Here is a 20,107-nt window from a genome sequence, read left to right as displayed (position 1 = left end):
CCATCAAATGTCCATTTACAAACAATTGTTAGAAAGAGAAAAAAATGATAACCCGATTCGCGTAGGTGTTATTGGCGCGGGTCAAATGGGGTCTGGAATGATTGCGCAAATCGCAACAATCCCGGGTATGTGTGTAACGGGTATTAGTGATATTAATGTAGACGCCGCTAAACGTGCCGCAGATGCTTATAATGCCAGTGCAAAGAAAAAAACCGATATCTTAATTTCTAATAATTTTAACGAAGTCATTAATTCAGAAAAAGTCGAGATCATTGTTGATGCGACAGGTGTACCGGAAGTCGGTGCCAAAATCGCACTCGCAACATTACTGGCTAAAAAACATATCGTTCTGCTAAACGTTGAAATCGATATTACGATCGGGCCACTAATGCATAAATTATTTAACAATGCCGGTCTGGTTTATAGTGGTTCTGATGGTGACGAACCTGCTGCAACACTTGAAATGTACGAGTTTGCCAAAACCATGGGAATGGAAGTACTCGTTGTTGGTAAAGGTAAAAACAACAAACTACAAATTGAAGCAAACCCAGATACCGCTAGAAAAGAAGCAACAGAAAAAGGCATGGCAGACCATATGCTGGCAGCCTTCCAGGATGGCACTAAAACTATGGCGGAGATGAACCTACTGTCAAATGCAATGGGCTTTGTTCCTGATGTTGTTGGAATGCACGGTATCAAAGGTGATTTAGATTCAGTACTTAAAGATCTTAACACCAAAGAAAACGGCGGTATTTTAAGTAAATTTGGTGTTGTGGAATATGTTGACGGTTTAGCCCCAGGTATTTTTGCGATTGTTAAAGGCCAAAACGACAACGTTAAACATGAACTCAGCTACCTGATGAAGAAAGGCGATCGTGATCACCACATCTTATATCGTCCATTCCATTTAGCGAGTCTTGAAACACCAATGACTATCGCTAAAGCAGTGTTAAATCATGAGGCTTCAATTGTTCCTCAAGGTGCGCCGGTATCTGAAACTGTCGCGGTCGCTAAAAAAGATATCAAAGCCGGTGAAAGACTGGATGGGATCGGTGGTTTCTGTGTACGTGGTGTGATTGAAACCAATAAAGAGATGAAAACAAAACGCCATATCCCAATTGGTTTAATTAGCGGCAAAGTTATCGCGACACGTGACATTGCTAAAGGCACTTTCCTGACTGAAGATGACGTAACACTTGATGAGTCAACAACAGTATGGAAACTTCGTAAACTACAAGACGAAGTCTTTGCCTAATTTACCGTACGACTTACTTTTTGAATCATGGCTACACAATGTGTAGCCAATTTTACCCTAAATCACATAAGCATTTGATTTTATAAAAAATAATTATACGGAGTAAAGTTACCATGAATCTTGTTCTTATTGCTTGTACGATTTTTGTTGCTCAATCAGTGTTGAGCTTCATGCAAGTGCGCTATTACCAAAAACATATGCATAAAATAGCTCAACAATATACTGGCAAATCAGGTCATCATCTTTACTCTTCAATGGAACGTAAACGCTTTGGTTCCAGTGCTATTGCACTACTTGTTATCAATGACGATAAAGTCATCCAGGAATGTCAGATCATGCAAGGCAAATCTATTTTTGCCAAATTTAGAGATCTGCCCAATTTCAAGAATCAGAATCTATCGCAAATGTTAAGTCATTTTGCGGGAGAAGAAGCAATCAGAAAACTTTCCATTTCGGAAAGAGCAATCATAAAAACGGCAAATAGTGTGAAGTTTTAAGCATTTGTCGCAACCTTTTATTCTTTAAATTTTTGTCAGAAAAACAAAAAGGAGATAACAATGGAATATATTGAGTGGTTTGGTACTCATTTCATTGGCTTATTTGAAGCCGGTGGAAAACAGTTTATGGGCTTCATGACTGGTATTGTACCGCTATTAATTGTCTTACTCACATTTACTTATTCACTTATTGCCTTTATTGGAGAGCAACGTGTTACACGTGCGATTCAATTCTCGGCTAAAAGTATCTTTTTACGCTACACCTTAATGCCGGTACTTTCTGTTCTTATGCTAACAAACCCGATGGCTTATACTTTTGGGCGTTTCGTAAAAGAGGAACAAAAACCGGCATTCTACGATTCTGTTGTTTCATTCCTACATCCTGTAACAGGCCTGTTCCCTTATGCCAATGCAGGTGAGTTATTTGTCTTCCTTGGTATTGCTAATGGTGTTATGGAAGCCGGTTACAGTATGTCCAGCCTTTCTGTTCGCTACTTTTTAGCAGGTATCGTCATCATATTCTTACGTGGTGTAATTACTGAATACATCACTCGCTTCTTAATGCGTAAAGAAAGCCTATAATCAAGGAGTCATGCAATGTTTAAAACAATTTTTGTCGAAAAAGGATCAAATGGTTGGGGTTCAGGCTTAACACTTACTCCAACAGAAAAACGTCATAAAGTTATCTCTGTTACTGGTGGTGGTATTCATCCTGTAGCAGCTAAAATTGCTGAACTTTCAGGTGCAGAAGTTATCGATGGTTTTAAAAATTCAGTCCCGGAAGATGAAATTCTGTGTGCTATTATTGATTGCGGAGGAACTGCCCGTATTGGTGTCTATCCAATGAAAAAGATCCCAACAGTTGATGTTATCCCTTCTGCGCCATCTGGCCCGCTGTCTAAATTTATTACCGAAGATCTGTTTGTATCTGGCGTAAAAGTTGACAATATCAGACTAATAGAGGGAAGTAATGAAGTATCGCAAGCGATCCCAGCTCAAGAAACAGCAAAAGAAGAAAGTAGCAATGATCTTTTGGATCGTGAAAAATTCAAAGAGAAGTACGCCAAAGTAAAAGCTGAGCATAAGTCAAATCAGAGAGATGGCTTTTTAGTAACGCTCTCGCGTGGTATTGGTAAAGCAATGGGAATCTTCTATCAGGCAGGGCGTGATTCCACTGATATGCTGATTAAGAATATCATTCCGTTTATGGCTTTTATCAGTATGTTAATTGGTATTATTAACTATACCGGTATCGGGACTGTCATTGCCAATACACTATCACCACTTGCAGGTTCATTATGGGGCATGATGATTATTGCATTTATTTGTAGTTTACCGTTTTTATCCCCTATACTAGGGCCGGGTGCAGTTATCGCTCAGGTCATTGGTGTACTAATTGGTAGTCAAATTGCTATTGGTGCTATTCCTGTTGCTTATGCATTACCCGCTCTTTTTGCTATTAACGCACAAGCCGGTTGTGACTTTATTCCTGTTGGTCTATCACTAGGAGAAGCAGAACCGAAAACCGTACAATATGGTGTTCCTGCCGTACTCTATAGTCGTATGATTACAGGTGTTCTGGCTGTAGTCATTGCCTGGGTATTTAGTATTGGCATGTATTAAAATCATTAGGAGTAGTTAAGATTATGGCTCACAGTATTATTGTAGAAGTAGGTGCCCTGGTTCCTGAGTTTGAACCTGAAAAAGTACTGATCCTGTTTGGACCTAAAGCAACCGCTGAACTACGTGAAATTTGTGTTATTCATGAATTTGAAAAGCATCCAAATCAAACACTTGAGGTAGGTAAAGAGATCGTTATTGCAGGTCAGAAATATACTATTCAACAAGTTGGTTCAGAGGCGAATAAAAACCTGGAAGAACTAGGACATATCTCAATCTATTTCAAACAAAACGAGCATGGTTTACTGCCTGGAGCCATTGAGGTTATACCGGAAGTGTTTCCTACTATTAATGTAGGTGACAAGCTCGAGTTTTAATCCTGTTATCTCTCTGGGGCTGGATGCTTCCGCCCCTGTTGAGATGATTCATCTGAGAACCTAGAAAAACGCGCCTAATGCCCATACCACGGCAGACGAAAATACCGCAGCAACAATATCATCAACCATAATCCCAATCCCACCATGTACATGGCGATCAAACCAACGAATTGGCCATGGTTTGACAATATCAAACAAACGAAAAGCAGCAAAAGCGATCACTATCCAAAATACAGAAAATTGTGGGATAAAAAATAGCGTAATCCACATACCAACAAACTCATCCCATACAATACCACCGTGATCATGAGTTCCCATATCTTTGGCTGTTTTATCACAGATCCAGCAGCCATAAATAGTCGCTACCGCAATAATAATCCAGTAATAGACAGGGGCTACATGATAAAACAGTAGCCAAATAGGAATAGCCACCAGAGAACCCATCGTTCCCGGAGATACTGGTGATAACCCACTGCCCAGCCCTACAGCAAGCAGGTGTGTTGGGTTGGTCAGTCTGATTTTTTCTCTGTATTTTGCTTCCATTAATCTTTACTTAACGTTGCAACCATAACGGCTTTAATGGTGTGCAGACGATTTTCCGCCTCATCAAACACCACACTATGTGTTGACTCAAACACCTCATCGGTCACTTCAAGCCCATTGGTTAGACCATACTGATCTGCCATCTGCTTACCTACAGCTGTTTGCATATCATGGAAAGCAGGCAAGCAGTGTAAGAATTTCACCTGTGGATTTTGTGTCTGTTTAATGACAGCCTGATTAACCTGATATGGCGTTAATAGTTTTACACGTTCGTCCCACACTTCTTTAGGTTCTCCCATAGAAACCCAGACGTCAGTATAAAGAAAATCAACCTGATTAACACCTATTATTACATCTTCAGTTAAGGTAATTTTAGCGCCTGTTTTTTCGGCAATGCTTTGGCATTTAGCTACGAGCCCTTCTTCTGGCCAGCAGGCTTTAGGGGCGACTAAGCGAATATCCATGCCCATCAACGCAGCACCTTCCATCAGGGAATTACCCATGTTATTACGCGCATCGCCCAGATAAGCGAATTTGATCTCAGACAGCGCTTTACCCTGAGCGTGTTCAAGCATCGTCATAAAATCAGCCAGAATCTGTGTGGGATGAGCTTCATTGGTTAAACCGTTCCAGACCGGCACACCTGCATATTGAGCCAGTGTTTCAACAATCTCTTGTCCATAACCACGATATTGAATCCCGTCATACATACGCCCAAGTACGCGAGCCGTATCTTTAATTGATTCTTTATGACCGATTTGACTACCACTTGGCCCAAGATAAGTCACACACGCACCCTGATCAAAAGCACCTACCTCAAAGGCACAACGCGTACGAGTTGAATCTTTCTCAAAAATGAGCGCAATATTTTTACCAGCCAGATACTGCTTTTCCTGACCTGCTTTTTTGGCTCTCTTTAATTCAATGGCAAGTTGTAGTAATTGATTAATTTCTGCCGGGGAAAAATCCAGTAACCGCAAGAAATGACGTTGATAAAAACCATACATAGAACAGGCCTCTTGTTAGCATGAAATAAAACTGATTTTATTTGAATAATTATTCAATTTCAAGTAAAAATATTTTTATCTCAATAGTCTGGTTGTTAATTTACACTTCAGTCTCAAAAAAGAGATGAATTAATCTTTCAAATATTAGAAAATTTAAATATTTATTCAGTTATTTTAATAAAAAAGACTTGGATAAAATAAATAATCACGATAGAATTATTTGAATTTATATTCAATATTAATGATTTAATATTCATTAAATAGCTAACCGAGGTCTGTGAATATACTATGCAAAACACATACGCACTGCTGGCCCTGCAAGATGGTACATTATTCTTAGGTAAATCTATTGGCGCAACCGGACAGACTGTCGGAGAAGTCGTTTTTAATACTTCAATGACCGGCTATCAGGAAATACTAACTGATCCCTCTTACACTGAACAAATCATTACCCTGACCTATCCTCATATTGGTAATGTCGGTACTAATGAAGCTGATTCTGAATCAGGTAATATCTACGCCAAAGGTTTGGTTATTCGTGATCTACCACTACTTGCCAGTAATTACCGTAACGAAGAAAATCTCTCAGATTATCTCAAACAACACTGTGTCGTAGCTATTGCCGATATCGATACCCGTAAACTAACGCGCATCTTACGTGAAAAAGGCGCACAGCATGGCTGTATTTTAACAGGTGAGAATAAAGAAGAGCTTATTGCGAAAGCTGATCTGGCAGTTAATGAGGCAAAAAACTTCAAAGGTTTAAATGGTCTCGATCTGGCTAAAGAAGTAACTTGTAAAAAGACATATGTATGGACCCAAGGTTGCTGGACACTTAAAGGTGAACTTCCAGAGCCTGAACCTGCAAGCCAGCTTCCTTATCATGTGGTCGCTTATGACTTTGGTATTAAACGCAATATTTTAAGAATGCTTGTTGATCGAGGTTGTAAACTCACCGTTGTTCCTGCTCAAACACCGGCAGTCGAAGTACTTGCTTTAAACCCTGATGGAATATTCCTCTCTAATGGCCCGGGCGATCCTGCTCCTTGTGATTATGCCATTGCCGCTATTAAGCAATTTCTACAAACTGAAATTCCTATCTTTGGAATCTGTCTTGGTCATCAACTACTTTCTCTGGCTTGTGATGCTAAAACCATCAAAATGAAATTTGGTCACCATGGTGGTAATCATCCGGTCAAAAATCTGGAAGACAATACCGTAATGATTACAGCTCAAAATCACGGCTTTGCCGTTGATGAAGCGACACTTCCCACCACATTGCGCGTCACCCATAAATCACTGTTTGATAGTTCACTGCAAGGTATTCACCATAATACAAAACCGGCCTTCAGTTTTCAGGGTCATCCGGAAGCAAGCCCAGGCCCACATGATGCAACACCACTTTTTGATCATTTTATTAAACTTATTCAGGCTTATAAGGGGTAGTTCCAATGGCAAAACGAACAGATATCAAAAGCATTCTTATCATTGGTGCTGGCCCAATTGTCATTGGTCAGGCCTGTGAATTTGACTACTCTGGTGCTCAGGCCTGCAAAGCACTACGCGAAGAAGGTTATCGCGTCATTCTGGTCAACTCAAACCCGGCCACCATTATGACTGACCCTGATATGGCTGATGCCACTTACATCGAGCCTATTCACTGGACGGCCGTCAGAAAGATTATTGAAAAAGAGCGTCCTGATGCAGTCTTACCAACCATGGGTGGACAAACTGCACTGAACTGCGCTTTAGATTTAGAAAAGCACGGCGTTTTGCAAGAATTTAATGTAGAGATGATAGGCGCAACCGCTGACGCGATTGATAAAGCAGAAGATCGCCAGCGTTTTGATAAAGCCATGAAAAAAATTGGGCTGGAAACAGCCCGTTCAGGTATTGCCCATACTCTGGACGAAGCCTATGCCGTAGCCGAACAAGTGGGCTTTCCGTGTATTATTCGCCCCTCTTTTACCATGGGTGGAACCGGTGGTGGTATTGCCTATAATCGGGAAGAGTTTGAAGAGATCTGTACGCGGGGCTTAGACCTCTCACCAACTAATGAGCTGTTAATTGACGAATCACTGATTGGCTGGAAAGAGTATGAAATGGAAGTTGTCCGTGATAAAAATGATAACTGTATCATTGTCTGCTCAATTGAAAACTTTGACCCAATGGGTATTCATACCGGTGACTCAATTACCGTTGCACCAGCACAAACTCTGACCGATAAAGAATATCAGATCATGCGGAATGCTTCTCTGGCAGTACTAAGAGAAATCGGTGTCGAAACAGGTGGCTCGAATGTACAGTTTTCTGTCGATCCCAAAACCGGACGACTGATTGTAATCGAGATGAATCCAAGGGTTTCGCGTTCTTCTGCGCTAGCCTCTAAAGCAACCGGTTTTCCTATCGCCAAGATTGCGGCCAAATTAGCTGTTGGTTATACACTGGACGAGCTCTCCAACGATATTACCGGAGGACGAACTCCAGCATCGTTTGAGCCATCCATTGATTATGTTGTTACCAAAATTCCACGTTTTAATTTTGAGAAATTTGCTGGTTGTAATGACAGATTGACCACCCAGATGAAATCAGTCGGGGAAGTCATGGCGATTGGACGAACCTTTCAGGAATCCATACAAAAAGCCCTACGCGGGCTTGAAGTTGGTGCAACAGGTTTTGATCCTAAATTATCAAACTTCGATGATAAATCAATGATTACTCTAAGACGGGAGCTACAGGAAGCCGGCTCAGACAGAATCTGGTATATCGCGGATGCATTTCGAGCAGGCTTAACGCTGGACGAAGTCTTCACCATGACCAATATCGATCGTTGGTTCTTAGTACAAATACAGGAGCTCGTTACACTGGAACAACAGGTTACAAAGATATCTTTAGATAAACTTAATGAGCAAACATTATGGCAACTTAAACGTAAAGGTTTTTCCGATGCTCGTCTGGCAAAATTACTTCAGGTAAAAGAGCAAAACATACGTCAGCTACGTCATCAATATAATATCCACCCGGTATATAAACGTGTGGATACCTGTGCTGCCGAGTTTTCAACAGATACAGCTTATCTCTATTCTACCTATGAAGATGAGTGCGAAGCGAGCCCACAGTTTAATCGTAAAAAAATTATGATTCTGGGTGGTGGACCAAACCGGATCGGGCAAGGTATTGAGTTTGATTATTGCTGTGTACATGCTTCCCTGGCACTACGTGAAGATGGCTTTGAAACGATTATGGTAAACTGTAATCCAGAAACTGTATCAACAGATTACGATACCTCTGATCGTCTCTACTTTGAACCTGTGACACTGGAAGATGTGCTTGAGATTGTCCATGTCGAAAAACCAACAGGTGTGATTGTGCAATATGGCGGGCAGACTCCGCTGAAACTGGCCAGAGCACTTGAAGCCAATCACGTACCTATCATTGGTACATCACCAGATTCGATTGATAAAGCAGAAGATCGTAAGCGCTTTCAGGAAGTGGTTGATAAACTTCAACTTAAACAACCAGTAAATGCTACCGTTTCCGATCTGGAAGTAGCAATTTTTGAAGCAGAAAGAATTGGTTATCCACTTGTCGTGCGACCTTCTTATGTTCTGGGTGGCCGAGCAATGGAAATTGTTTATAACGAACAAGATTTACGTCGTTACTTTAAAACTGCAGTGAGCGAATCAAATGAAGCACCAGTACTTCTTGACCACTTTTTAGATGATGCTATCGAAGTTGATATTGATGTCATTAGTGATGGTGAAAACGTCGTGATTGGTGGCATTATGGAGCACATTGAACAAGCTGGTGTACACTCTGGTGATTCTGCCTGTTCACTTCCTGCCTATTCTCTAAGTTCTCAGATTCAGGATAAATTACGCCAGCAGGCTAAACAGCTTGCTCTGGAGCTAAATGTAAAAGGCTTAATGAACGCTCAGTTCGCTGTACAAAACAATGAAATCTATTTAATTGAAGTTAACCCGCGAGCCGCAAGAACTGTTCCGTTTGTCTCTAAAGCCACCAGTTTACCGCTGGCTAAAATCGCGGCCAGAGTAATGGCAGGACAAACTTTACTCGAGCAAAATGTCAGTAAAGAGATTATTCCGCCTTATTTTTCTGTCAAAGAAGTCGTATTACCTTTTAATAAATTTAGTGGTGTTGACCCAATCCTTGGGCCTGAGATGCGCTCAACTGGTGAAGTCATGGGAATTGGTAAAACATTTGCTGAAGCATTCTCAAAATCAATGCTTGGTAGTCTGACCAATATGAAAAAACAAGGGAAAGCGCTGGTTTCAGTACGTGATCAGGATAAGAAGCGCGTGATTGAAATCGGTAAAAAACTTATTGCTCATGGTTTTACTATTGATGCCACAGTTGGTACCGCTAAAGTATTGCAGGATGCTGGTATTGAATGCCGTCAGGTAAATAAAGTGATTGAAGGACGACCAAATATTCACGACCATATGAAAAATGGTGAATATGCTTATGTGCTAAATACTACGTCAGGCCGGGCTGCAATTGAGTCATCAAAGATTCTGCGTCGTAGTGCTATTCAGTATAAAGTTCACTATGATACAACGATGAACGCCAGTTATGCCACAATAGCAGCTATTGATTGCGATCCGGTTGGACGAGTGACCTCCTTACAGGAGCTTTATAAAATGCTAAACTAAGCGGATATATCGTTACCTGGTTTGTAGGAATAGAAATGAAAAAATTACTGATTGTTTTACTTTGTACCGTTTTTTTAAGTGCCTGTGGAGAGAAACGGATTGATACTTCAACCAAAGAAAGTTTTCAGCAATCTATTCTGGCCGTAGCAAATGATCTGAACACAGAGGATAAAACAGCTTTTGAGCATGCACTAACAAAACTAGGGTTTGAAGCTTCTGCTTATGCCAAAGGCAGTCAAATTCAACGTTATCAGTTTTTAACAGAAAAACTCAATAATAAAACAGCTATGGAAGTGATTGAGTTGTATGGAGTAAAAGAGTAGCTCCTGTCTTGTTATTAGCAGAGTATTTGGCGGGGAGCACGCCCCGCTAACGTGTTTCTTAGTGTTGTTGTTTGTTATTAGCATTGGGGTTGGTGCGGACTGCGCCGCCCTCGCCTAATATCTTTGGTGATGCTGGCTTATTCCGTGGGTTTGATGGCCTACCGTACACCCGTCAGGCTCGCTAAGACCTATGGAATACGCTCTCCATCAAATTCAAATCCCACTACTCTAAAGACCTAACAGCGTGACGACATAGAACAATATATATTAGTTAATTACGTCATTATTCTAAGATCTACAAGCGCGACTCCGTCACGCAACCCAACAACCTTGATATATTTACAACATAAAACCATAATAAAATCAAACACTTAAAAAAATATTTAACTATTTGATTTTATTGTGTTTTTTATTTTAATTCTTCTGTTTCTATTTAAAATCTAAAAGATTATCCGTTAATCTTTTGACCTTTTCTTTTATCAGTGAATATTATTGGATGAAGACTGAGCTTAGTGGTGCTATGGAGTAAGCGTTACATGGCTTGCATGTTCAGCGCATCGGAATAGTACCGCTAAGCTCACACAGGCTAATTCCTTCACAGCTCTAAGATCTACAAGCGCGACTGTGTCGCGCAACCCACACCTACCCAATAAAAAAACCACCAGTTATATGGTGGTTTCACATAAAAATACTCTTTATTTTATTAAGTAAAAACTAAAAACCTTAGTGCTCTTTCGCATGATTTAACGTATAACGTGGTACATCAATCACTAAATCTTCATCCGCTACTCTCGCCTGACAGCTTAAACGGCTTTGTGGCTCAACACCCCATGCTTTATCCAGCATATCATCTTCCTGCTCATCACTTGGTTCTAAAGAATCAAAACCTTTACGTACCACACAGTGACAAGTTGAACACGCACAAGACATTTCACAGGCATGATCAATCTCAATATCATTACGTAGTGCAACTTCCAGAATAGATTCACCTGACTCAGCTTCAACTGTTACCCCTTCCGGGCAAAGATCTGGATTAGGAAGAAATGTAATCTTTGGCATAATTCACCTCAATAATTTATTCAAATAAATCAATATGTTATGATTTATGTATATCGTCTACTGTATGCCCGGTAAACGCTTGTTGTACTGAATGATCCATACGTCTTGCAGCAAAATCCTGCGTAACCTGATCAAGTTGTTTAATCTTAGCGCTGATCTCTTGAGTATTAGTCGTTTTCATTACTCGCTCAAGTTCTTGCTTCGCTTGTAAAATTTGTGCCAGCTCATTATCAGAAAGCAGATATTTATCCTGCTCTAAAGCACTGTGTAAACTTTCAAGCACTCTGGCGGCGTCAACTTTTTGTTCTGCCAGCATACGAGCCTGTTTATCAATTTCAGCGTGCGTAAAGGAATCCTGAATCATACCGGCAATTTCTGTCTCTGTCAGACCATAGGACGGCTTAACCTGAATTGAGGTATGAACGCCAGTTGATTTCTCCATCGCAGTCACACTTAACAAACCATCTGCATCTACCTGAAAAGTCACCCGAATATGAGCACCACCTGCCGCCATCGGTGGAATTCCACGTAGAGTAAAACGCGCCAGAGAACGACAACCTGAAACAGTTTCACGTTCACCTTGTAAAACATGAATCATCATTGATGTCTGACCATCTTTAAATGTTGTAAATTCCTGCGCTCTGGCACAAGGAATAGTACTATTGCGCGGGATGATCTTTTCCACTAACTCACCCATTGTCTCAATTCCTAAAGACAATGGAATCACATCAAGCAGTAACATCTCAGCATCAGGTTTATTACCAACTAAAATATCAGCCTGAACAGCTGCGCCAATTGCCACGACACGATCTGGATCGATCGAGGTAAGTGGTAGCTGTTTAAAGAATTCACCCACCATGGTTTGAACTAGAGGAACACGAGTCGAACCACCAACCATCACCACATCAACCACTTCGTCAACACTGACATTCGCGTCTTTCAGTGCACGACGACAGGCAAGCAACGTTCGTTTCACCAGCGGCTGAATTAACTCATCCAGCTGATTTCTGGTGAAAATAATATTTTGGTTTTCAACTTCCACAGTTACAGATTGCTGCTCACTTAACGCAATCTTTGTACTGCTTGCCGCGTTAAGTAAGCGACGAGTTAAATAAGGATCATTTTGTTCAGAAAGACCTAGTTGTGTACGGAAATAATCAGCAATCAGCTGATCAAAATCGTCACCACCTAAAGCAGAGTCACCGCCAGTGGCTAACACTTCAAAGACACCACGCGAAAGTCTTAAGATAGAGATATCAAACGTACCACCACCTAAATCATAAACGGCAATAATGCCTTCCTGACCGGAATCTAAACCATAAGCAATTGCCGCTGCCGTTGGTTCATTAAGTAATCGTAGTACATGCAATCCTGCCAAAGTTGCAGCATCTTTAGTAGCTTGTCTTTGTGCATCATCAAAATAGGCCGGAACGGTAATGACCACGCCATCAAGTTCACCATCGAGTGTTTCTTTAGCGCGATTAGCTAGCGCACGTAAAATGTCTGCTGAAACCTGAACCGGGCTGACCACTAAATCATGTTCAACATGTAGAAGAGGAACACCGTTTTCACTGGCAGAAAAGACATAAGGAAAGTGGGAGGTATCAATATCAGATAATGCGCGTCCCATAAAACGTTTTACAGAACTAATGGTATTTTGTGGCTCTTTGGCTGCTTTTTTTTGTGCTGCATAACCAACTGAAATCAATGTATTATCATCATGATCCTGACCATAATTGACCACTGAAGGTAATAGATGGCGCCCATCCGGATCAGGCAGAGTTTCTGCTTTACCGCTGCGAACAGTTGCAACCAGAGAGTTAGTTGTTCCTAAATCAATGCCCACCGCTAATCGGTGCTGATGTGGAGCCTGAGACAGACCTGGTTCGCTAATTTGTAATAGAGCCATGGCGTTTGTTATTCTCGTTAATTGTAGTTATCGATCATCGTTATCCGCATTATTTTGTACTAAGAACTGGCTATAAAGCAAATAATGAATCTTCCAGTTGATCGATTTGTTGTCGTAGTCTCGTCAAATAACGTAGTTTATTTACGACATTCAATCCATTTTGCCATTCACTTTGTTGAAGGCAGTCTAATAATTCTTGATAAGTATCTTGATATTTTTGCTTAATTTCCAGAGAGAACGCTTCTAATTCCTGTTCTTTCTGAGACTGATTTAATTGCTGCTCAATCCTATCTAATTGCTCACGTAAAATAAACTGTTCCATCAAAAAATCAGTATCATTGATGATATTATGTTCAGCAGAGACATCAATACCTTTGAGCGTCAAAAAATAACTGGCGCTTAAAATTGGATCTTTTAAAGTTTGAAACGCATCATTAATCGTAGCTGATTTTTGTAGCATCATCATCTTTTCAGCTTCTGGTGCTGTCGCAAAATTATCAGGATGATACATGCGCTGTAGCTGTTGATATTCAGTCGATAACTTTTGAATATCAACAGGTATTTGAACAGGTAAGTGAAACAGGTCGAAGTAGTTTGAATGTGTGTCCATCAATAATATTCCAGATATGAATACTGTAGTTATACAATAAAACTATAAGATAGACATTTTACACATTAAAACTTTCACCACAACCACACTCATTATCGGCATTAGGGTTATTGAATTTAAAACCTTCATTCAGACCTTCTTTAACAAAGTCAATCTCTGTGCCATCAAGGTAAACTAAACTTTTTCTATCTACGATAATTTTCACATTTTTATCGTCAAAAACATTATCATCATCGCGAATTTCATCTGCGAACTCAATAACATATGCCATACCGGAACAACCAGACGTTCTCACACCAAGGCGCAGACCAACACCTTTGCCTCGATTGGCAAGAAACGTTTGAACCCGGTTAGCTGCTGTATCTGTTAATACGATAGACATAATAATTCCTAACTATGCTTTATGATTTTTACTCTTGTAATCTTCAATTGCTGCTTTGATTGCATCTTCTGCCAGAATAGAACAGTGAATTTTCACTGGTGGCAGAGCAAGTTCTTCAGCAATATCAGTATTCTTAATCGCTTGTGCTTCGTCCAGTGATTTACCTTTTACCCACTCAGTAATCAGTGAGCTTGAAGCAATCGCTGAACCACAACCATAAGTTTTGAATTTAGCATCTTCAATGATGCCATTATCATTTACTTTAATTTGTAGACGCATTACGTCACCACAGGCAGGCGCACCTACCATTCCGCTACCTACGTTTGGATCTTTATTATCAAATGATCCAACATTACGAGGGTTTTCATAATGATCGACAACTTTTTCACTATAGGCCATTTTCTAACTCCTTATCAGATCATTAACTTAGTGGTTCGTCCACTGAATCTGGCTTAAATCAACACCATCTTTAAACATTTCCCAAAGTGGCGATAGTTCACGTAAACGACCAATCGAATCATGAATTAATTTAATCGCATAATCGATCTCTTCTTCTGTCGTAAAACGACCGATAGAGAAACGAATTGAACTATGAGCCAGCTCATCATTCAGACCAAGTGCACGCAGTACGTAAGATGGTTCTAAACTTGCAGAAGTACATGCTGAGCCAGAAGATACCGCTAAATCTTTTAGCGCCATCATCAGTGACTCACCTTCCACATAAGCAAAGCTGATATTTAAAATATTTGGAACGCTGTGTTCTAAAGAACCATTGAGATAAACTTCTTCAATATCTTTCAGACCATCCCACAGACGATTTCTAAGTGTTTGCAGATGTGCCATCTCTTCTGTCATTGATTCTTTAGCCAGACGATAAGCTTCACCCATACCCACGATTTGGTGTACCGGTAAAGTACCAGAACGCATACCACGTTCGTGACCACCACCGTGCATTTGAGCTTCAATTCTCACACGTGGTTTACGACGTACATATAAACCACCAATTCCTTTTGGACCATAAACTTTATGGCCAGAGAATGACATTAAATCTACTTTTAACTTAGATAAATCAATCGGTAGACGCCCAACACTTTGAGTTGCATCGACATGGAAAATAATACCGCGGCTACGGCACATTTCGCCCATTTTTTCAATATCCTGAATTACACCGATTTCATTATTTACATGCATAATTGATACTACAGAAGTATCATCACGTAGCGCTGCTTCAAATTCTTTTAAATCAATTAAACCATCTGCTTTTGGTGCTAAATAAGTCACCTCAAAGCCTTCACGCTCTAACTGACGACAAGTATCCAATACTGCTTTATGTTCAGTTTTACAGGTAATAATATGTTTACCTTTAGTCTGATAAAAGTGGGCGGCACCTTTAATTGCTAAGTTATCCGCTTCTGTCGCACCAGACGTAAATACGATTTCTCTGGCATCAGCACCAATTAAATCGGCGATTTGATTACGGGCAATATCAACAGCTTCTTCTGCAAGCCACCCAAAACGGTGAGAACGAGAAGCCGGATTACCAAACACACCATCCATAGTCATGAATTGCATCATTTTCTCTGCCACACGTTTATCCATTGGTGTGGTTGCTGCGTAATCCATATAAATTGGTAATTTCATTTATAACTCCAAAACTGACTTAATCTTTTAAATTATACCATTTCACCTGATAAATTTGGCTATTTATTCAATAGTTAATTTACTGCGATACGCATAAAGTTACTTTGACGGTGAGCCACTTCTCTCACTTCTTTATTTTGTACCAGCTCACTAAGCGTGATGTTGGTTAAGAACTCATCGATACGTTCACTAAGATCATTCCAAAGTGAATGCGTTAAACAACGAACTCCGCCCTGACAGCAGCCTTCACCATTACATTTCGTGGCATCGACTGATTCATCAACCGCTTTAATAATTGAACTAATTGCAATATGTTCCATACTGTGATTTAACACATAACCACCGCCAGGTCCTCTGACACTTGCTACTAAACCGTGTTTACGTAAACGAGCAAATAACTGTTCTAAGTAAGAGAGAGAAATTTCCTGTCGTTCAGAAATTTCCGCTAAAGAAACAGGACCAGACTGTGAGTTAAGTGCAACATCAAGCATTGCAGTCACGGCATAACGCCCTTTTGATGTTAATTTCATACACATCCTCCGAGTAGATGGTGTTATTTTATATATCCTTTGATTTTAGTCAAGTATTTAGTTGAGTATTTTAGTAGGGTATTAGTTATCCCTTTGATAGGCAAGGCAAAAGAATGGTTATCACGAGAAATTAAGACCTGCTTGTCACTTATATAGTATAATGACTGAAAATGATTTTTAGATGTGAGAAATATGTCTTCAATTATTGCGCTTAACAAGCCTTTTGGTGTGATCAGCCAGTTCTCAGAACATGAAAAACATCCAACCTTAAAAAACTATGTAGATTTACCGGGATTTTACCCTGCCGGACGTTTAGATACTGACAGTGAGGGACTATTATTACTCACTAATGATGGTAAATTGCAGGCTAAGATTGCCGATCCTAAATTTAAACAGGCAAAGACTTACTGGGCTCAGGTAGAGGGGATTGTAACAGACGAAGCAATCTCTCTGCTGCAAAAGGGGATAGCCCTCAAAGAATTCACTACAGCGCCAGCTAAAGCCAGTGTCATTCCTGAACCAGCAAAACTCTGGCAACGAGATCCTCCTATCCGAGAAAGAAAAAGTATTCCAACCTCATGGATTAGCCTGACTATTAAAGAAGGCAAAAACCGTCAAGTCAGACGTATGTGTGCTCATGTAGGATTCCCCTGTTTACGTTTAGTCCGGGTCCAGATCGGTAACATTAATGTTTTTGATATACAGTTACCACTTGGCCAATGGCAATATATCTCTGCGACCGATGTCCTAAAATAAGTGTAAAAATCGTGCTTAAAACGAAATAGTTAAAATATTTCTGGTTAAGCAAAAAGATCGCTGGATCTCGGTAAATAAATACTCATACAATAGTTAGCAAGTATTGATCAATAATCCGATAAAAAGTTGGTATAATCGTTCAACATTTTGCTGCAAATGATTAGAATAATAATTAATGAGTTCGACCTATTAATGATGTTCGTATGGAACCGGAGTTAGTCACTGACATGAATGAAGAAAAAAAAGTTGGTTTTTTTGCCCGTCTTAAGAATGGATTATTCAAAACAAAACAAAATATTGGTTCTGGTTTCTTAGGTCTGTTTTCCGGTAAAAAAATCGATGATGAACTGTTTGAAATGCTGGAAGAACAGCTACTCATTGCTGATGTTGGGGTCGATACCACACAACGTATTATCCAGTCACTGACTCAACACGCTTCTCGTAAAGAACTTAAAGATGCAGGTGCATTACATGAACATCTCAAACAGGAGATGGGATCTATCCTTGCAACTGTTGATCAACCACTAAACATTGAAACACATAAACCGTATGTCATTTTAATGGTTGGTGTAAATGGTGTCGGTAAAACCACAACTATTGGTAAACTGGCCAGACAGTTTCAGGCTGAAGGTAAATCAGTTATGCTGGCCGCTGGTGATACGTTCAGGGCTGCTGCTGTTGAACAATTACAGGTCTGGGGTGAGCGTAATCATATTCCGGTTATTGCACAGCACCTTAATGCAGATTCAGCCTCAGTTATTTTTGATGCTATGCAAGCCGCCAGCGCCAAAAAAGTTGATGTGTTAATTGCTGATACCGCGGGTCGCTTACAAAATAAATCGCATTTAATGGATGAGCTGAAAAAGATTGTCCGCGTCATGAAAAAGCATGATGAAACAGCCCCACATGAGATTATGCTGACAATTGATGCCAGTACCGGACAAAACGCAATTAGTCAGGTAAAACTGTTTAATGAAGCTGTTGGTGTAACAGGAATTACCTTAACCAAATTAGATGGCACGGCTAAAGGCGGTGTTATTTTTAGTATTGCGGATCAATTTAACATTCCAATTCGTTATATTGGGGTGGGTGAAAAGATCGATGATTTAAGACCATTTGTGGCAAATGACTTTATAGAAGCGTTATTTGCAAGTAATGAGGAAACAGAGAGTTAATTTGATGATTCATTTTGAACATGTCAGTAAAGTCTATTCCGGTGGTCGCCCTGCTTTGCAAAATATTAGTTTTGCTCTGGAAAGTGGCGAGATGGCTTTTTTGACTGGTCATTCCGGTGCAGGGAAAAGCACCCTCTTAAAGCTTATTTGTGGTCTGGATCGCGCTAATGATGGCAAAATCCTGCTCAATAATTACGATATTACTCAACTCAAGAAACAAGATATTCCTTTTATCCGTCGGCATATCGGCATGATTTTTCAGGATCACCAATTACTGATGGATCATACGGTGTACGATAACGTGGCAATTCCACTGATTATTTTAGGTAAACCGGCGGAAGAGATTCGCCGTCGTGTATCTGCAGCTTTAGATAAGGTTGGCTTAATCGATAAGATGAAATTCCATCCAATCCAACTATCTGGTGGTGAACAGCAACGCGTTGGTATTGCCCGGGCAATTGTTAATAAGCCAATGGTACTTCTGGCGGACGAACCGACTGGTAATTTGGATGATAAGCTATCAAAAGATATCCTTAAACTGTTTGAAGAACTTAACCAAACCGGTGTTACCGTCCTGATGGCAACCCATAATATGGGGCTGATTCGTCGTAAACATCACCGGGTATTAAATCTTAATCAGGGCCGTTTAGCCGGAGATTCTCAATATGTCGGCTAAACCTAAGCAACGTGACAATCAGGGCTTTTTCCCGCGCTGGAAAAGACAAATTGGTTATGCCTGGCAAAATGTGTTTAATGATTTCAGACAACATATTTTTGCTTCATTACTCACTGTTACTGTAATTGCTATCTCCATTACTTTGCCCACAATTTGTTATTTATTGTGGAAAAACGTCAATGAAGCAGCGCATCAATGGTACCCGACACCCAATTTAACGTCTTACATACAAAAAGATTTAACACAGACAGAAACAGAAGAGTTAGTGGCTAAAATTAAATCTTATGATGAAGTAGAAAGCGTAACGTATCTGTCCCGCGATGAAACATTGGAAGAATTCAGACTCTGGTCTGGTTTTAGTGATGCGCTGGAACTATTGGAAGAAAATCCATTACCCGCAGTTGCGATTGTCGTACCAAAAGAAGAAGCTAAGCAGACAGTTATTCTGCACGAACTGCAAAAACAGTTACTCACTCTAAAAGGGATCGATGATGTACGTTTAGATGATAGCTGGTTCACACGGCTTACAGCTCTGACAGGAATGGTTGAAACTATCGTCTGGACTTTGTCAATTCTGATGGTAATTGCTGTATCTCTGGTTGTTGGTAATAGTATCAGGCTGATGATTTTTGCTCGCCGTCAAACTATTCAGGTTATGCAGCTTATCGGGGCTACCGAAGGCTTTATATTACGGCCGTTTCTGTATAGTGGTATGTTTAATGGACTGATTAGTGCTATTTTTGCACTGGTTTTATCAGAAATATTTATCTATCAAATAGACTCCATCATATTAGATGTCTCTTCTGTTTTTGGAACTGTCTTTCATATACGTGGTCTAAGTTGGGATGAAAGCCTGTTTATTATTTTACTGTCAACCATGATTGGCTGGCTCTCTGCGTGGGTTGCGACTAAAAAGTACCTGCAAATCACACAGCAAAATAATTGACATTTATTAATTGATGGTTTAAAACTGTGAACTAAATCACATTTTTGTAGTCTAAATTAACATGTAAGCAATAATGTATCGCGTTATAACTCACAGCAGCACAGAGTTACCATGACAAATTGTCATAA

General features: G+C 40.1%; 20 protein-coding genes and 1 pseudogene. 12 read left to right on the top strand and 9 right to left on the bottom strand.

Features of this window, described 5'->3' with window-relative positions:
* Positions 1-7: 7 nt before the first annotated feature.
* The 5 genes from IPMB12_RS02795 to IPMB12_RS02775 all read left to right on the top strand — a co-directional run bounded on the left by IPMB12_RS02795 (position 8) and on the right by IPMB12_RS02775 (position 3,749).
* Positions 8-1,255, top strand: a complete 1,248-nt coding sequence (locus IPMB12_RS02795) for an NAD(P)H-dependent oxidoreductase (RefSeq protein ID WP_166914742.1) — start codon at positions 8-10, stop codon at positions 1,253-1,255.
* 113 nt (positions 1,256-1,368) lie between these two features.
* On the top strand, positions 1,369-1,752 hold the full coding sequence (locus IPMB12_RS02790) for a transcriptional regulator GutM (protein ID WP_166914740.1): 384 nt from the start codon (positions 1,369-1,371) through the stop codon (positions 1,750-1,752).
* Positions 1,753-1,812: 60 nt separating this feature from the next.
* Positions 1,813-2,334, top strand: coding sequence for a PTS glucitol/sorbitol transporter subunit IIC (gene srlA, locus IPMB12_RS02785; protein WP_166914738.1), 522 nt, complete (start codon positions 1,813-1,815; stop codon positions 2,332-2,334).
* 15 nt (positions 2,335-2,349) lie between these two features.
* Positions 2,350-3,375, top strand: coding sequence for a PTS glucitol/sorbitol transporter subunit IIB (gene srlE / locus IPMB12_RS02780; protein WP_166914736.1), 1,026 nt, complete (start codon positions 2,350-2,352; stop codon positions 3,373-3,375).
* Between the two features lie 23 nt (positions 3,376-3,398).
* A complete protein-coding gene (locus IPMB12_RS02775) occupies positions 3,399-3,749 on the top strand; it encodes a PTS glucitol/sorbitol transporter subunit IIA (RefSeq protein ID WP_166914734.1) in 351 nt (116 codons plus the stop codon).
* A 60-nt stretch (positions 3,750-3,809) separates the two neighbouring features.
* Here IPMB12_RS02775 and IPMB12_RS02770 read toward each other — a convergent pair whose 3' ends face one another.
* Positions 3,810-4,292: a phosphatidylglycerophosphatase A family protein gene (locus tag IPMB12_RS02770; RefSeq protein WP_166914732.1), complete on the bottom strand. Its 483-nt coding sequence runs from the start codon at positions 4,290-4,292 to the stop codon at positions 3,810-3,812.
* Positions 4,292-5,299: an ornithine carbamoyltransferase gene (gene argF / locus IPMB12_RS02765; protein ID WP_166914730.1), complete on the bottom strand. Its 1,008-nt coding sequence runs from the start codon at positions 5,297-5,299 to the stop codon at positions 4,292-4,294. The genes IPMB12_RS02770 and argF overlap by 1 nt, the downstream gene beginning before the upstream one ends.
* A 288-nt stretch (positions 5,300-5,587) precedes the next feature.
* Between argF and carA the strand changes: the two genes are divergently transcribed.
* Genes carA through IPMB12_RS02750 form a run of 3 tightly spaced genes read left to right on the top strand, consistent with a single transcriptional unit; the run spans position 5,588 to position 10,295 of the window.
* Complete coding sequence (carA, locus tag IPMB12_RS02760) at positions 5,588-6,745, top strand: glutamine-hydrolyzing carbamoyl-phosphate synthase small subunit (protein WP_166914728.1); 1,158 nt, start codon at positions 5,588-5,590, stop codon at positions 6,743-6,745.
* A 5-nt stretch (positions 6,746-6,750) separates the two neighbouring features.
* Positions 6,751-9,972: a carbamoyl-phosphate synthase large subunit gene (gene carB / locus IPMB12_RS02755; RefSeq protein WP_166914726.1), complete on the top strand. Its 3,222-nt coding sequence runs from the start codon at positions 6,751-6,753 to the stop codon at positions 9,970-9,972.
* Between the two features lie 35 nt (positions 9,973-10,007).
* Entirely contained in the window at positions 10,008-10,295 is a 288-nt protein-coding gene (locus IPMB12_RS02750; RefSeq protein ID WP_166914724.1) for a DUF6694 family lipoprotein, read from the top strand.
* Between the two features lie 723 nt (positions 10,296-11,018).
* Here IPMB12_RS02750 and fdx read toward each other — a convergent pair.
* The 7 genes from fdx to iscR all read right to left on the bottom strand — a co-directional run bounded on the left by fdx (position 11,019) and on the right by iscR (position 16,426).
* The gene (fdx, locus tag IPMB12_RS02745; RefSeq protein WP_166914722.1) at positions 11,019-11,354 is read right to left on the bottom strand and encodes an ISC system 2Fe-2S type ferredoxin; all 336 of its coding nucleotides are present in this window, start codon (positions 11,352-11,354) and stop codon (positions 11,019-11,021) included.
* 37 nt (positions 11,355-11,391) lie between these two features.
* Entirely contained in the window at positions 11,392-13,263 is a 1,872-nt protein-coding gene (gene hscA / locus IPMB12_RS02740) for a Fe-S protein assembly chaperone HscA (RefSeq protein WP_166914720.1), read from the bottom strand.
* A 70-nt stretch (positions 13,264-13,333) separates the two neighbouring features.
* Positions 13,334-13,873 carry a Fe-S protein assembly co-chaperone HscB gene (hscB, locus tag IPMB12_RS02735; protein ID WP_166914717.1) on the bottom strand — a complete coding sequence of 180 codons (540 nt, stop codon included), beginning with the start codon at positions 13,871-13,873 and terminating at the stop codon, positions 13,334-13,336.
* 58 nt (positions 13,874-13,931) lie between these two features.
* On the bottom strand, positions 13,932-14,255 hold the full coding sequence (gene iscA / locus IPMB12_RS02730) for an iron-sulfur cluster assembly protein IscA (protein WP_166914715.1): 324 nt from the start codon (positions 14,253-14,255) through the stop codon (positions 13,932-13,934).
* A gap of 12 nt (positions 14,256-14,267) precedes the next feature.
* Positions 14,268-14,654 carry a Fe-S cluster assembly scaffold IscU gene (gene iscU, locus IPMB12_RS02725; protein ID WP_166914713.1) on the bottom strand — a complete coding sequence of 129 codons (387 nt, stop codon included), beginning with the start codon at positions 14,652-14,654 and terminating at the stop codon, positions 14,268-14,270.
* A 27-nt stretch (positions 14,655-14,681) separates the two neighbouring features.
* Positions 14,682-15,896, bottom strand: coding sequence for an IscS subfamily cysteine desulfurase (locus IPMB12_RS02720; protein WP_166914711.1), 1,215 nt, complete (start codon positions 15,894-15,896; stop codon positions 14,682-14,684).
* Between the two features lie 74 nt (positions 15,897-15,970).
* Positions 15,971-16,426: a Fe-S cluster assembly transcriptional regulator IscR gene (iscR, locus tag IPMB12_RS02715; RefSeq protein ID WP_166914709.1), complete on the bottom strand. Its 456-nt coding sequence runs from the start codon at positions 16,424-16,426 to the stop codon at positions 15,971-15,973.
* 192 nt (positions 16,427-16,618) lie between these two features.
* On the opposite strand from iscR, the gene IPMB12_RS02710 reads away from it, so the two are divergent.
* From IPMB12_RS02710 to ftsX, 4 genes and pseudogenes are all read left to right on the top strand, one after another.
* Positions 16,619-17,182 (top strand): rRNA large subunit pseudouridine synthase E, encoded by a 564-nt coding sequence (locus tag IPMB12_RS02710; protein ID WP_166914707.1) that lies wholly within the window; start codon positions 16,619-16,621, stop codon positions 17,180-17,182.
* 242 nt (positions 17,183-17,424) lie between these two features.
* Positions 17,425-18,357: pseudogene (gene ftsY / locus IPMB12_RS02705) on the top strand (signal recognition particle-docking protein FtsY); the annotation flags it as partial.
* 4 nt (positions 18,358-18,361) lie between these two features.
* Entirely contained in the window at positions 18,362-19,033 is a 672-nt protein-coding gene (ftsE, locus tag IPMB12_RS02700) for a cell division ATP-binding protein FtsE (protein ID WP_166914705.1), read from the top strand.
* Positions 19,023-19,979 (top strand): permease-like cell division protein FtsX, encoded by a 957-nt coding sequence (gene ftsX / locus IPMB12_RS02695; RefSeq protein ID WP_166914703.1) that lies wholly within the window; start codon positions 19,023-19,025, stop codon positions 19,977-19,979. Before ftsE ends, ftsX begins: the two co-directional genes overlap by 11 nt.
* The last annotated feature ends 128 nt before the right edge of the window (positions 19,980-20,107 follow it).

The organism is Zophobihabitans entericus (genome assembly GCF_011745665.1).
In the GTDB taxonomy this organism is placed as follows: domain Bacteria; phylum Pseudomonadota; class Gammaproteobacteria; order Enterobacterales; family Orbaceae; genus Zophobihabitans; species Zophobihabitans entericus.
The sequence above is the reverse complement of the archived record's forward strand: the minus strand, read 5'-3'. Positions and strand labels throughout refer to the sequence as shown.